The following is a 13,697-nucleotide window of genomic DNA, read 5'->3' as shown; positions in this document are numbered from 1 at the left end:
CCTGTGTCCTGCTATCCGCCTTACTCACGGCCGCAGGCTGGCGTGCCCACACTATGGCACGTGAGTCTGAGGAAGAAAGGTGCTAACCCGGTTTCTGACAGGATTCGCAGGACGGCGTGAAGTTCCAGGTTCCCGCGTGGACCCGGAAGTCACGCGTTGCAGGTCCGTTGGCCGGGGCGGTGCTGCTACGCCCGCTACCGTTTGAGGCACTGCTTAGGCTGGAACTCACGACGGCGGGTCCCGCCGTCGGTCCCTGGATTCCGTAAGTGCTGTCGGGCAACCGGACGATGGCGGTGACGCCGGCGGGAACCGTGCACTCCAAGTGCGTTCCAGCCGAAGAACGCCGCCAAGCAACAGCAACGTCACCATTGGGCAGCGGGAGACTTCCCCGGGCGTGCTCGAGCCGGCAGGCCGGCGGTTCGATCAGCAGTTCGCTGCCTCCGGGAACCGTCACACGCACGCCGAGCAGGGACTCCAGGATTTCCTTCACCACGGAGGCGGACCAGGCGTGGGACTGGCTGTAGTCGGTGCCGTCTTCCAGTTCCCAGGCTTCCCAGGTGAAGCTGGCGCCCTGATCGAGGAGCCGCGCCCAGCCGGGCTGGTCGGACGATGTGAGCAGGTCGAGGATCGCGTCGGTCAGTCCCTCGGCCACCAGGGCGCGCACCAGGCGATGCACGGTCATGGGTCCCTGGCGCATGCCCTGGGCCGCGATTTGCTCTGCGTCAGCCGCTGCGTGCGCAGGATCGGTGATTCCGAGGGACAGCGGGAAGGACGTTGCGTGTTGGGATGCATGGGTGCTGGGTGTTCCATCAGCGTGCAGCCCGTCCACCATCACGCCGTCCACGCGCAGGCGCGTGCGGATCGTTTCCGCGAGGGCACTGGCATGTCCGGCGTAGCGCACGGCATCGTTTTCCTGGCCGGCGATGCTGCACAGCCGCGCAGTGGACATGAGGGCCGAGTAGGCCTGGGCGTTGACGGTGGTCTTTGCAGCGCACTCCATGTCGTAGCCGAAGCGGCCGGGGGCTGGCCAGTCCACGATGCCGTGAAGGTAGGGGCCGGAGCCGCCGCCCAGTTCGGTGACGAGTCCCGCCGTCGGGCCGTCCGCGGCGAGGTACCGCAGCGCGTAGTCGGCGGTATTCCGGAGGTGAGGGAGCAGTTCCGTCACGAGTGCGAGGTCTCCGGTCCGGAGGTGGTATTCCTCGGCCCACTCCGGCATCATGAGCGAGAAGTCGGGGATGTCGCGCTTCCCGTCGCCGTTGGGATAGACCGCGTTGTAGCGCCCCCGGTCCTCGCCGGCGTTCCAGTAGCGACCTGCCGACCAGCCGAACTCCCGCAGCGCCTGAGCCGTGTAGGCGTGCTCGCCGAAGAGTGCCATGGTGGCATAGGAGATGTTGACGGCGTCGGCCAGGAACTGGCCTTTCTCCCGCGTGGGCGTATCCACGAACTGCTCCTGGACGCCGTACAGTGCTGAATCGCGCAGCAGCCGGAAAACGGCATTCAGTGCGCCGTCTGAGCTGCTGAAGCTCCCCTCGTGCGGGTGCCGGCCATGGACGACGACGGCGCCCACCCGGGACAATTCCGACGCTTCCACGCCGGGGAGTTCCAAGTACCGGAAGCCCAGGTGCACGCTGCTACGGAATTGCTGGGGGCCTTCCGCCTGCGTATACGGGAAGGACATGTCCGTGTTCTGGCTGGGCGTTTTGCTCCTGTCCACCCTGCCGCCGGCGTCCAGGGAGTACCCGGCCCGGATCATCACGGTCCGCCCGGCCACGCCGGCGCCGAAGTCCACTTCCGGGCGCGCCGGGATGACCCGGCCGAAGTCCGCCACCAGCGTTCCGTCTGCCGCTGTCATGAAAGCCTCCGGGGCCACAAAAGTCTCGGAAAGGAAAGTGCGCCGGGGGTGCAGTGCCGGGAATGCCGGGACGGGGTGGGGGCCGTAGCTTAGGGCCGGCAGAAGGTCCTGGCAGGCGCCGAACGCTGCCGCGGCCTGACCGTCGAGGTGCTCCACGGGATCGCCCTCGTCGTTCCGGTAGCCGGACTGCCGGTACGGGGCCTCGGCCGCGCTCCAGTCCGGGCCGGATCCGAAGATCTCGCGGCGCCCGTCGGTGTAGTCAACGCTGAGCCGGACCAGCAGGCCGGGGACGCTGGCAGCCCTGCCCTGGCCGGGGCCGTACCAGTGCAGCAGGGCTGTCAGCGAAACATCTGTGGGTAGCAGCCGGCCGGGCTGTGCTGCCGTGTCTTGCGGTGTGTGGGCAGCCAGGAGCGCAGTGACGTCGGCGGCGTCGTAATATCCTTCGCCGGGATAGCTGAACGAAGTGGTGTTGAGGCAGGGCCTGCCGTTCACGGCAAGCTGGGCATGATGGCTGGCTGCGGCGAAAAGGCGCGCACGGGCAACGGCGCCGGTGAGCCTGATGGTGGTGCGGAGGAGGGTCCATTCATCGGGCTGCCGGTGAACCGTGGTGCGCGCCCAATGGCTCAGGAAGGCACGGGCTTCCTTCGTCCCGGCGTCGAACCTATGGTCCAGGAGCAGCATGGCATTGATGGGATCCGCCGTTTGAGGGGGCGCAGCGTCAGGTGCGGGCCCCCTGGCGGTGACCCGTATGGAGGCGTACTCGGCTTGGCTGCGGGGTCCCTGGTGGAGTGCCAGTCGGCCCTCCGATCCGGCAGGGGAGGGTTCAGCCACGGAAAGCAGCTCAACGCCGTCGAGGCTCACGGTGATGGTGACGCCGTCGTCAGTGACGGTCAGATGCTGCCATGTGCCTGGGACCAGGTCCTTGCCGGGCAGTCGCTCCTGGCTGGCCACGGCCCCGCGTTCCAGCTGTGCGCTGGCCAGTACTTCGGTGCCGGGAGTAGCAGGGGCTGGGATTTCCCAGGCCGGCGCACGGCGGAGCACGACGCTGCCAGCGGTGTTCAGTTCCAGCAGCAGTCCCGTGCCCGGGCCACTGCTGCGGAGAAGCAGACCGGCCCATCCCATCACCGGACGGAGGCGGGCGTCCAGGGTGAACTCCCGGACGGGCGCGCAGGGGACGGGAAGGAACGGCGAGCCTGCAACACGAAGGGCACCGTCCAGGACGTCCAGCGGGGGCCGGCCGCCTGCCGCCCGGTGGATCCAGTGGACGCCCCACCCGCTGTCCGAAAGTCCGGTACTGAAGATCGCCGCTTCGGACCAGGGGCCGGGGCTCCCGGCGGCGTCACTCACGCGTACACGCCAGCTGTAGTCGGCGTCCTCAGCCAGTTCCGGTCCGGCGTAGGGGACCCCGGATTGGCGGGATGACGGGACGGGTCCGGAGTGCCAGATCTCGATTCCAGTCGCGTCTTCGATGGCGATCTCATAGCCGGTCTGCCGGGCGGCGGCAGGATCGGCGTCTTCCGGCTGGCTCAGCCTCCACCTGAACACCGGGCGCAGAGATGCCGTGAGGCAGGGGGCGAGGCCGTCGGTCAGCAGGCCGGCAGCACGAAGTCCGCCCTGGCGCCGGACAGGATCCGCACTCGGGGAGGGCGACTTGGGGGCGGTGCCGGACGGGGTTTTCAATGGATCTCCGTTTCTGCCCGAAGGCACAAGCCAGAAAGCGCTTTCTGCGACCCAAGTCTGGACTATGGACGAGCGGAGAGTCAAGCGATGTAACGATTCAAAGAAGGCCCTGACCCGCGGGTTTCCGCCGGGGCTCCTCACCACTTCACTTAGAGGCCTCGGCGCCCCGCCCACAGCCCGTGCAACAGCGGCAGGACCGACATGACCATCAGCAGGTTGCCGAGCAGCGCGTCGTCCGCCCTAACCACGGAGCCTGCGATAAGCAGGGCGCCGAAAACGAGCGCCGATGCCGCTCGCTGCGCCGTCCGGTCCAGCCGAGCCATCTGCCGTTCGAGACGCGGATTAGCCACGGTTAGCGATCCGTCCTCGATTCGCGTGAGAAGCCCGTCCAGTCGTTTCGGCAGACCCAGTGTGACCCCGGCGGCGTCGAGCGCCTGCTTAGCCACGTCCTGCACGATGTTTCCACGCTCGTCGCGCAGCAATTGCGCCGCGTAGGGTTCCACCGCGTCCCACAGATTGAACTTGGCATCCAGCGAGCTGCACACCCCCGAGGTGAGTGACATCGCCCGGATGATGAGCAGGTAGTTCTCCGGCAACTGGAACGGCAGCGAGCGGACCAGGTCGCCGAACTCCACCGCAAAATCGAGGAACTCCCGCGGGTCCACTTCGCGAAGTTCGGCGAAGCCCATCCCGCCGAACCGGGCAAAGAGATGCGTCATCGCCCGCTCAAGCTCGGCCGTGTCCGCCGACGGCACCAGCACACCCAGATCGCGGATCGCGGCCACCAAGCCCTTACCGTCACGCGATGCGGCCGCGATCAGAAGCTTCCGCAGGCCGCTGCGGGTACTGGGAGGAACCTCGCCCATCATGCCGAAGTCGATAAACGTCAGCTTCCAGGGGCGTCCTGCGGATGCAGTGGAGGCCGGCGTGACGAAGATGTTACCGGGGTGCGGATCGGCATGGAAAAAGCCGCTGCTGAACAACTGGTCGAACATGACCGAGGCGAAAACCGGGGCAACCTGCGCCGGATCGATACCCGCCGCAAGAAGTTCCTCCGAGTCAGTGATCTTGATCGCCGCGACATTTTCGAGGACAAGCACGCGGCGGGTGCTCCACTCCCAGGCGACCTCGGGCACACCAACCCGGTCGTCGTCGGCGAAATCAGTCGCGAAGCGTTCTGCATTCGCTGCTTCATGCAGGTAGTCGATCTCCTCAAGACTAATTTCCGCAAACTCCTCCACCAGGGCGGGCATGTCCGCACGATCGGACACCAGGCGCACATGGCTCAGCCAGCCGCCCACTTTGCGCAGCGCCGCCAGGTCGACGTCGACAATCGCGTCGATGCCGGGGCGCTGCACCTTCAAGACCACGCTGTGGAGCCCTGCGTCGGCGGCATTGGCAGGAAGGAGGTGCGCACGGTGCGCCTGCCCGAGGGATGCAGCGGCGATTGGCATCTCTTCTACTGAGGCGAAAACCTTCTCCAGCGGCGCGCCCAGCTCCGCCTCGGCAAGTGCGCGGATTGCGGGAAACGGGACGGGGGGCACCTCGTCCTGGAGTCCCTCAAGTTCCTTGGTGATCTCGGGCGGAAGTACGTCGAGTCTGGACGACAGGAACTGACCCACCTTGATCATCAGGCCGCCCAAATCGACGGCCAGCACGCGGAAGCGCTGCGCGAAGCGCCGCATCCTCCTCGTCCGGGTGCGCTCGGCAATGTTGCCTAGCCCGACGCGGGGGAGGAACAGCTCAAACCACCAGGTCACCGCCAGATGCCACGCGGCGAAGCGCAGGATGCGACGGTAACGGGCGCGGGTGTTCCCGGCGCCGGGTACCGGATCTGCCCGGTCCCGACGAACCGACGTCACCCCCGTCAGTCCTGGGCGAGGATCGAATACAGCCGGCGGCGGGCCTCGTCGAGCACCGCCACGGCCTGTTGCACCTGCTCCGGCGATCCGGTGCGACCCACCTGGGACGCGGCCTGCGCCAGCTCGAGGCCAGCCTTGGGCAGTGCCGCGAATCCGGTGCCGGAGGCCTGGCTCCCTGACTCCCACGGCGCTGACGCATGCGCACCGGCCACTTCCTCCCGGCCTGCCTCGGTGAGCGAGTAGATCTTGCGGCCGTTGGACTCCTCGGCGCGGATCAACCCCTCGTCGGCCAGCAGCTGCAGCGTGGGGTAGACGGAGCCAGCGCTCGGCTTCCAGCTGCCGCTGCTGCGCTCCTCAATCTCACGGATGATCTGATAGCCGTGCATCGGCCGCTCCGCCAGCAGGGCCAGCACCGCCGACCGCACCTCGCCTCGCCCCGCGCGGGTGCCGGAGCGCTTCTCAAACCTTGAACGCAGCTCTTCAACGGCGTGCCACATGCTGTCGATGTTGGGGCCGCCAAATCCGCCAGCCGGGTATGCATTACGCATGTTGCTCTCCTCAGTGAATCGCGAACGATACTCAACGATACATTTCGATATACGCGAAAACCAGCATTGCCGGGGCCGAAGGGACTCAGCGCGGGACCGATTGCCAGTCGCCCACTCGCCGAGGACCGGCGGAGGCACGCGAGCGTTCCGACGTTGGCGCAGTATGTGCTCACGTTATCGTTGGTCCAACACATCTCATCAGGAGGACGCATGCCGTACGTTGTTGACTTCGAGGACGTTTCCATTGTGGGTCTGGAATCATCCCCGTTCGCCGAGACGCTCGCCGGGTTGCGCGCCAACGAGGGACGTTATTACCGGAACAAGTACGATCACGATTTCACTGTTAGCCCTGCAGGCGACCTCCCGGAGGTGGTTGACCGCGTGAGCCGCATCCTCAAGGAGGAACGCGACATCGTCATCGGCTCGCGCCCGCTGGAAGCGACAACCTTCGAAGTCGAAGGTTTGCGAATGGACTACGTGTTCTACGAGTCGGGGCTGTCGATCAACGTCATGTACAGCATTGAGGACGGCGGGAAACGGGCGGTGGGATTCAAACTGGCCGAAGGCATGGAGATTCCGGAAGAACTGGCATCACGTTTCAAGTTCGCCCGCCAGAAATCAAAGCTCGCAGGAGTTATCCGCGGCTCCTACTTCGTGATCAAGGGCGAGTACTGATCGGCTGACGTTCCGCGTCCGGTGCCCCGGACTTGGGTTTCGTCGGCCCCCCCCGCGTTGGGATACCGGACCGCTCCTGGTGGAGAATGCGTTCATGACCAATGACGATCTTCGGCCTGTCTACTTTCTTTCGGACAGCACCGGCATCACGGCGGAAACGCTCGGCAACACGCTGTTGACCCAGTTCCCCGCCAACAACTTTGACCGGATCACCGTTCCCTTCATTACCACCGTCGAGCAGGCCAGAACCGTCGTCCGTACCATCGACGACCTCGCCGCCACCGGCCCGCGGCCGGTCGTCTTCTCCACTGCTGTCAGCAGCGACATCCGCCAGGCCCTGGCCAAGTGCCAGGGGATCGTCGTGGATCTTATCGGGACGCATGTCGGACAGTTGGAGCAGGCCCTCGGCTCACCGGCCAGTGGCGAACCCGGCAGGGCCCATGGCCTGGGCAATGCAGAGCGGTATCAGTCCCGGATGGCCGCTGTCGAGTACGCCATGGAACACGACGACGGCCAGAGCCTGCGTGCGCTCGAAAAGGCGCAGGTCATCCTGGTGGCACCGTCACGCTGCGGAAAGACGCCCACAACCATGTATCTGGCGCTGCAACATGGAATTTTTGCCGCTAATTTCCCGCTGGTGGACGAGGACTTTGAGCGGGAGGGGCTTCCCAAGCCCCTGAGGCCTTTCGTTGAGAAATGTTTCGGACTCTCCTCCAACCCGCTGCGCCTGAGCCAAATCCGTACCGAACGCCGCCGCGGTTCGCCTTACGCCTCACTGCGGCAGTGCGGCTTCGAGCTGCGCAGCGCCGAGCAGCTGTACGTCTCCCACCGGATTCCATACTTGAATTCAGCCACGGTGTCCGTGGAGGAAATGGCTGCGACCATCCTGCAGCGCATGAACCTCAAGCACTAGGGAAAATTTTCACAAACTCAGTGTGGCGCACATCATGTGGAAAGAGCGCCCGAGACCTGTCACTGTGGACAGGATTCGCGCCCACCAACCGGTCATCGCCGGGAGCGGGGCGGCACATCTGCATGCCATCATCTGCAAAGGAGCAGCAACTATGACGACAGACATCCTGTGGTTCTCAGAACTCGGACTCAAGGACCTGGACCGGGTGGGCGGAAAGAACGCCTCCCTTGGTGAGATGGTGCAGAACCTGACCTCTGCCGGCGTCCAGGTCCCTGACGGCTTCGCCACGACAGCCGACGCGTACCGCACCTTCCTGGCTGACTCCGGCCTGGACCAGAAGATCGCCGACCGGCTGGTCGGGCTGGACACCGACGACGTGACGGCACTCGCCGCGGCCGGTCAGGAAATCCGGACCCTGATGCGCGAGACGCCCTTCCTGCCGGACTTTGAAAAGCAGATCAGAAACTCCTACCAGCAGCTGGTGGACAAGCACGGCGGCTCGGATGACTTGTCTTGGGCCGTCCGTTCCAGCGCAACGGCGGAAGACCTTCCCGATGCCTCCTTCGCCGGGCAGCAGGAAACCTTCCTGAACGTCCGCGGTATCGAGAACATCCTGCTCGCCATCAAGGACGTCTTCGCCTCCCTCTACAACGACCGCGCCATCGCCTACCGCGTGCACCACAAGTTTGAACACGCCGAGGTGGCGCTCTCCGCCGGTATCCAGCGGATGGTCCGTTCCGACGTCGGCGCTTCCGGTGTCATGTTCACCATGGACACCGAATCCGGCTTCAAGGACGCTGTCTTCGTCACCTCCTCGTACGGCCTCGGCGAAGCAGTGGTCCAGGGCGCCGTCAACCCCGACGAGTTCTACGTCTACAAGCCCGCCCTGCAGGCCGGACGGCCCGCCATCCTCAAGCGCGGACTGGGCGAGAAAGCGCTGCAGATGACGTACACGAGCAGCCGGGAGATCGGCCGCACCATCGACTTCGTACCGGTTGAGGCTTCGTTGCGGAACCGCTTCAGCCTCACGGACGACGACGTCGAGCAGCTCGCCCGCCACGCGGTCGCCATCGAGAACCACTATGGCCGTCCGATGGACATCGAATGGGGCAAGGACGGGATTGACGGCGGCCTGTACATCCTGCAGGCGCGCCCCGAGACAGTGCAGTCCCGCCGTGCGTCCGGCAGCCTGAGCCGTTTCCGCCTCAACGGGACCGGCCGGGTGCTCGTCGAGGGCCGCGCCATCGGCCAGCGCATCGGCGCCGGCAGCGTCCGCATCCTTACCGCGATCGACCAGATGGCGGCCTTCAAGACCGGCGATGTCCTCGTCGCGGACATGACCGACCCGGACTGGGAACCGATCATGAAGCGTGCCTCCGCGATCGTCACCAACCGCGGCGGACGCACCTGCCACGCGGCCATCATTGCCCGCGAACTGGGGATTCCCGCCGTCGTCGGCACCGGGAACGCCACTGACGCACTCTCCGACGGTCTCGAAGTGACCGTCTCGTGCGCCGACGGCGAGACCGGCGTCATCTACGAAGGGCTCCTGGACTTCAGCGTCGAGGAAACCGAGATCACCCAGCTGCCCGAGGCTCCGGTCAAGGTCATGATGAACGTCGGCACGCCCGAACAGGCCTTCACCTTCGCCCAGCTGCCCAACCACGGAGTCGGGCTGGCCCGGCTGGAATTCATCATCAACCGCCAGATCGGCATCCACCCGAAGGCGCTGCTGAACCTGGAGGATCAGCCGGCGGAGGTCATCGCGGAAATCCGGGATCGGATCGGCGCCTACGAGAGCCCGCGTGAGTACTACATCAAGCGCCTCGCAGAAGGGGTGGCGACCATCGCCGCGGCCTTCGCTCCGGAGCCGGTGATTGTGCGGATGTCCGACTTCAAGTCCAATGAGTACGCCAACCTGATCGGCGGCCCCGCCTACGAACCACACGAAGAGAACCCGATGATCGGCTTCCGCGGCGCGTCACGCTACTTGGAACCGTCCTTCCGGGACTGCTTCGACCTGGAGTGCGAGGCCCTGTCCTTCGTGCGCAACGAGATGGGGTTGACCAACGTCAAACTGATGATCCCCTTCGTGCGGACCGTGGACGAGGCCAGCGGCGTCATTGACCTGCTCGCGGAGAACGGCCTGCGGCGCGGGGAAAACGGCCTCGAGGTCATCATGATGTGCGAGATTCCGTCCAACGCGCTGCTCGCCGACGATTTCCTGGACTATTTCGACGGATTCTCCATCGGTTCCAATGACATGACCCAGTTGGCGCTTGGCCTGGACCGGGACTCCGCAATTGTCTCGGGCGGCTTCGATGAACGCGACCCCGCCGTCAAGAAGCTCCTGAGCATGGCCATCAAGGCATGCAAGGCGCGCGGCAAATATGTGGGCATCTGCGGCCAGGGGCCCAGCGACCACGCGGACTTCGCCGAATGGTTGGTTGGGGAAGGCATCGACTCGGTTTCCTTGAACCCGGACACCGTGGTGGATACCTGGCTCCGGCTCGCCGGCGCGGCGGGCCTGGCTGAGGGCGGAGCGGCCGTCGGCGCAGAGGCGCGCTGACTTTCGGAGTAGGCACGAGTGTCCGCCCGGGAAGACCCCCGGGCGGGCACTGCCATACCAGTCGCCTTACTGGCGGGCGGAGTGCTCACGCACGCGCATCAACCATTCGGCGACGAAGGCTTGCAGGAGGTCGGGTTGTTCGTGCACCAAAGCGTGGCCGGCCCGATCGAGCATCGCAAAGGTAGCGCGGGGGTAGTGCCCGATTAACTCCAACGGGCCCGCATGCCCGGCCGTGGCATCCTGCCTTCCGGCAAGGATCAACACTGGATGGGGATAGGCTTTCGAGGCCTCCGGCGGATCCCGTAGCTCCCAGTGCGAAAAGATTCGCATCAGGCCGGACTCGTCAACAAGCGGCATTGCGGGTGCCACAGACTCCCGGAACCGGCGCAGGGTCGCAGCAGTCTGCACAACGAAGTAGCTACGGTAAGCAGCCTCGAGATCGGGCCCCAGGTCGCCGGGCATATCGACCACAGAGGCAAGGACCTCGTGCTTGGGCACGTCACGCGTATGCGCGCCGACCGGGCAGATGAGTGCCAGCCCGCTGGCCTGGTCAGGTCTCCGGTTCGCAATGGCCCGGGCTAAATAACCGCCGTAGGACTGACCAATGACAAGAAACGGTTCATCACCGATAGTGCTGTCGATCAGGCCGTGCAAAATGTCGAGCACGTCATCGTTGCTCGTGACCCCCTCGGTCGCCGGCGTGTGGCCCATCCCCGGCAGGTCCGGATATAGCCGCCGGAAACCAGGCACGTTGCGGAAAATCGGTTCAAGAGCGCCGGCGATTTCGCGATGGTCCACACCGGCCCCGTGCAGGGCGAGAACCGGCGTGCCATTGCCATACTCGGCGTAATGCACAGGCACTCCATTGACTGTACATTTCATCCGGATAGTGTAGAGCGGGTCGCGGCTTTCCAACACCGTTACAGCGCGCCAGCCGACGGACACTTCCGCCGCAGTGGGGCCGGACTGCCTGGTGACCAGCGCAGGAGGCACTGTGGCCCTACTCCAAGGGGGCGGTCAATCCATAGCATTGCGTCATGGAACAGTTGCAGGAAGCCAACGCCGAAGAACCGGAATTGTCTGCCACCACAGTTTTCGCCAGTCTCGCGGAGTTGAGGGACGCCCCCGGCTATGGCCCAAAGGCGATAGCCGAAAGGCTCATAAATTCGATGGGCTCTGAGGCAGCGGCCCCGCTGCTGGGCGTGAGTGTCGGACGTTTGGATCGGTGGGCAGCGGGCGAGGATGCGCCGGATGCGGACGGCCGCCTTCAGCTTGCTGACCTGGACGCCCTGGTCGGGCACCTCCATGGTGCTTTCACGCCGGCCCAGGCCATGATCTGGATGTGCAGCCCCAATGTGCAGCTGGGCTCCAGACCAATAGATGTGTACCGCACACAGGGATGGCGCCGGTGATCGGCGCCATCCGGGCCCACGTTCAGGAAGCTCTTTGACTGAACCGCAAGACGTTCTCCACCGGTCGAAGGTCCGGCCGCGCTGCGCGCGGGCAATTCTAAGGAGCTGGCCATGGGCAGGGCACCGGACACCGAATCATGAACCCGATACGGCCGTTGAGCTCGTCCCAAAAGAAAGCACTTGCCATGTGCCGATTATTCGGGCTTCACGCCGGTTCCCGGCCAGTCCGGGCGACGTTCTGGCTCTTGGACGCCCCGGACAGCCTCGCGGACCAGAGCCGGCGGGAGCCTGACGGGGCCGGCATAGGGACCTTCGACGCGGACGGGAAGGCACGCGTAGCCAAACAGCCACTTGCAGCCTGGGAGGACCACGCTTTCGCTCGTGAGGCACGGGACCTGAAGAGCACCACGTTCCTGGCCCACGTGCGGTATGCCAGTACCGGCGCACATACCCTGGTCAACACACACCCGTTCCAACAGGACGGGCGGCTGTTTGCCCACAACGGTGCCTTCGGCGATCTCGAACGGCTCGACCGCCATTTGGCCGAGCTTGGCGTTGCGGACCTCATGCAGGGCCAGACCGACAGCGAACGCCTTTTCGCGCTTATCACCGCCGAGAGCCGCCGGACCGGCGGCGACGTCGGCGAAGGTATTGTCAGGGCAATCACGTGGGCCGCCGAGGAGTTGCCCGTCTTCAGTCTGAACCTGATTGTGACCACGGCTACGGACCTGTGGGCGCTCAGGTACCCGGCAGCACACGAGCTATACATCCTTGAACGGGATCCCGCCGCCGCTCCGGCCCCGGCGGCACCCCTCGACGCCCGGAGCAACCGGATCCGCTCCCGCAGCACGGAACTCGCCGGCAACCCGCATGTTCTTTTCGCCACTGAACCAATGGACCACAACCCGGCCTGGCGCCCCCTGGCATCCGGCGAACTGGCGCATGTCGATTCGTGCTTGACGGTAACTGTCACATCTCCCTTCCCGGACGTCCCTGCACATCCGCTCACGCTGTCCGATCTTGAACCGGATGCGGCGGCGTCCCAGACGCCTTGACACCGTCCTGCTGACAACCGCGGCCCGGACAGGGACCTGGTGATACGCCCGACACCGGACTGATCCGGCCCTAGACCGTACTATCGAGCGTATGGGTGCACCGCTGCCCGGGTACGGCGACTACGAGGGGAAAGAGGATCAACGATGAAACTGTTGACAGTAGCGTGGACGGCGGCCGCGACCGCAGCTACGGCAGCGGCCGGGGCGGTGGCGACGGATCCTGACAGCAGCTGGTACCGGCGGCTGCGCAAGCCGGGCTGGCAGCCGCCCGCACTGGCCTTTCCCGTCGTGTGGACCGCTCTTTACGCGGACTTGGCCGTGAGTTCCGCCGTCGCCCTGGACAGCAAGGATGCCCCCGATCCTGCCGGCGGACAGGACAGGCGGCCGGAGATCCGTGCCTACCGGGGCGCGCTGGCCGCAAACCTTGTTCTCAACGCGACGTGGAGTTGGCTTTTCTGGCGTGCCCGCCGGCCGTGGCTGGCAGCGGCAGAGGCCGCTGTCCTGGCTGCAAGCAGCGCCGATTTGGTGCGGCGGACATACAACCTGAACCGCGGCGCCGGCGTGGCGCTGGCCCCCTATGCGCTCTGGTGCGCTTTCGCCACCGCTTTGTCGACGGCAGTCGCGAGACTCAACCCCGGGACGGGCGGCCGGTAGCAATCCAGATATCCGCTGAATGGGCAGCGGAGGGTGTTAATCGGCGGACGGCCGCCGTCGTTGTTGTTTCGTCGCCGATCTCTGTTCCTTTGCGGCGAGGCGCCTGCGGTTCGACCCCCGGGTGGGTTTAGTTGGGCGCCGGGGAGCAGCTTCGGGCGCCACGGCCTCTGCCACAAGGCCGGAGAGCTTGGCCAGGGCGATCTCGCGATTGCGCAGCTGTGAGCGCTGCTCGGAGGCCGCCACGGTGACTACCCCGGCAATGAGGCGCCGTTGGAGGCGCGTGAGCAGCATCAGCCTTTGGTCGTCTGAGAGTGCCCGCGAGTCGCGGATGTTCCAGGAGAGCTCGACGCGGCTGTCCGAGGTGTTGACGTGCTGACCGCCCGGCCCCGACGAACGCGAGAAGCGCCAACGGAGTTCCGGGGCGGGAATAGTGAGCGCCGGTGACACCTCGAGATCCATGCACCCAGCGTTGCACAA

Annotated in this window: 11 protein-coding genes; 6 read left to right on the top strand and 5 right to left on the bottom strand. The window is 65.6% G+C overall.

The features are described 5' to 3' along the window. Nucleotides 1–82 precede the first annotated feature (82 nt). The 3 genes from JOE31_RS12955 to JOE31_RS12945 all read right to left on the bottom strand — a co-directional run bounded on the left by JOE31_RS12955 (nt 83) and on the right by JOE31_RS12945 (nt 5,942). On the bottom strand, nt 83–3,532 hold the full coding sequence (locus JOE31_RS12955; protein ID WP_209745095.1) for a family 78 glycoside hydrolase catalytic domain: 3,450 nt from the start codon (nt 3,530–3,532) through the stop codon (nt 83–85). A gap of 149 nt (nt 3,533–3,681) precedes the next feature. After that, complete coding sequence (locus JOE31_RS12950; RefSeq protein WP_209745092.1) at nt 3,682–5,394, bottom strand: AarF/ABC1/UbiB kinase family protein; 1,713 nt, start codon at nt 5,392–5,394, stop codon at nt 3,682–3,684. Between the two features lie 5 nt (nt 5,395–5,399). Beyond that, a complete protein-coding gene (locus tag JOE31_RS12945; RefSeq protein ID WP_209745089.1) occupies nt 5,400–5,942 on the bottom strand; it encodes a PadR family transcriptional regulator in 543 nt (180 codons plus the stop codon). 210 nt (nt 5,943–6,152) lie between these two features. Here JOE31_RS12945 and JOE31_RS12940 point away from each other — a divergent pair, with 210 nt between their 5' ends. The 3 genes from JOE31_RS12940 (at nt 6,153) to ppsA (ending at nt 10,099) form a co-directional block, all read left to right on the top strand. After that, complete coding sequence (locus JOE31_RS12940) at nt 6,153–6,617, top strand: phage tail protein (RefSeq protein ID WP_209745086.1); 465 nt, start codon at nt 6,153–6,155, stop codon at nt 6,615–6,617. 94 nt (nt 6,618–6,711) lie between these two features. Continuing rightward, complete coding sequence (locus tag JOE31_RS12935; RefSeq protein ID WP_209745083.1) at nt 6,712–7,530, top strand: pyruvate, water dikinase regulatory protein; 819 nt, start codon at nt 6,712–6,714, stop codon at nt 7,528–7,530. 151 nt (nt 7,531–7,681) lie between these two features. Further along, entirely contained in the window at nt 7,682–10,099 is a 2,418-nt protein-coding gene (gene ppsA / locus JOE31_RS12930; RefSeq protein ID WP_209745080.1) for a phosphoenolpyruvate synthase, read from the top strand. Nucleotides 10,100–10,165: 66 nt separating this feature from the next. Here ppsA and JOE31_RS12925 read toward each other — a convergent pair whose 3' ends face one another. Beyond that, nucleotides 10,166–10,954 (bottom strand): alpha/beta hydrolase, encoded by a 789-nt coding sequence (locus JOE31_RS12925; RefSeq protein WP_307864411.1) that lies wholly within the window; start codon nt 10,952–10,954, stop codon nt 10,166–10,168. Nucleotides 10,955–11,136: 182 nt separating this feature from the next. On the opposite strand from JOE31_RS12925, the gene JOE31_RS12920 reads away from it, so the two are divergent. The 3 genes from JOE31_RS12920 to JOE31_RS12910 all read left to right on the top strand — a co-directional run bounded on the left by JOE31_RS12920 (nt 11,137) and on the right by JOE31_RS12910 (nt 13,220). Beyond that, nucleotides 11,137–11,511, top strand: coding sequence for a hypothetical protein (locus JOE31_RS12920; protein WP_209745077.1), 375 nt, complete (start codon nt 11,137–11,139; stop codon nt 11,509–11,511). A gap of 185 nt (nt 11,512–11,696) precedes the next feature. Then, nucleotides 11,697–12,566 carry a class II glutamine amidotransferase gene (locus JOE31_RS12915; RefSeq protein ID WP_209745074.1) on the top strand — a complete coding sequence of 290 codons (870 nt, stop codon included), beginning with the start codon at nt 11,697–11,699 and terminating at the stop codon, nt 12,564–12,566. Between the two features lie 144 nt (nt 12,567–12,710). Next, nucleotides 12,711–13,220: a TspO/MBR family protein gene (locus tag JOE31_RS12910; RefSeq protein ID WP_209745071.1), complete on the top strand. Its 510-nt coding sequence runs from the start codon at nt 12,711–12,713 to the stop codon at nt 13,218–13,220. Nucleotides 13,221–13,256: 36 nt separating this feature from the next. On the opposite strand, the gene arfB is transcribed toward JOE31_RS12910, so the two are convergent. Next, the gene (gene arfB / locus JOE31_RS12905; RefSeq protein WP_209745068.1) at nt 13,257–13,679 is read right to left on the bottom strand and encodes an alternative ribosome rescue aminoacyl-tRNA hydrolase ArfB; all 423 of its coding nucleotides are present in this window, start codon (nt 13,677–13,679) and stop codon (nt 13,257–13,259) included. Between the last annotated feature and the right edge of the window lie 18 nt (nt 13,680–13,697).

The organism is Arthrobacter sp. PvP023 (assembly GCF_017832975.1).
In the GTDB taxonomy this organism is placed as follows: Bacteria; Actinomycetota; Actinomycetes; order Actinomycetales; family Micrococcaceae; genus Arthrobacter.
This window is presented reverse-complemented; position numbering and strand designations above follow the sequence as displayed.

Coding starts and splice junctions, on each gene's coding strand:
- JOE31_RS12920 (WP_209745077.1), top strand. CDS start 11,137: ATGGAACAGTTGCAGGAAGCCAACGCCGAAGAACCGGAATTGTCTGCC.
- JOE31_RS12945 (WP_209745089.1), bottom strand. CDS start 5,942: ATGCGTAATGCATACCCGGCTGGCGGATTTGGCGGCCCCAACATCGAC.
- ppsA (WP_209745080.1), top strand. CDS start 7,682: ATGACGACAGACATCCTGTGGTTCTCAGAACTCGGACTCAAGGACCTG.
- JOE31_RS12935 (WP_209745083.1), top strand. CDS start 6,712: ATGACCAATGACGATCTTCGGCCTGTCTACTTTCTTTCGGACAGCACC.
- JOE31_RS12910 (WP_209745071.1), top strand. CDS start 12,711: ATGAAACTGTTGACAGTAGCGTGGACGGCGGCCGCGACCGCAGCTACG.
- arfB (WP_209745068.1), bottom strand. CDS start 13,679: ATGGATCTCGAGGTGTCACCGGCGCTCACTATTCCCGCCCCGGAACTC.
- JOE31_RS12915 (WP_209745074.1), top strand. CDS start 11,697: ATGTGCCGATTATTCGGGCTTCACGCCGGTTCCCGGCCAGTCCGGGCG.
- JOE31_RS12940 (WP_209745086.1), top strand. CDS start 6,153: ATGCCGTACGTTGTTGACTTCGAGGACGTTTCCATTGTGGGTCTGGAA.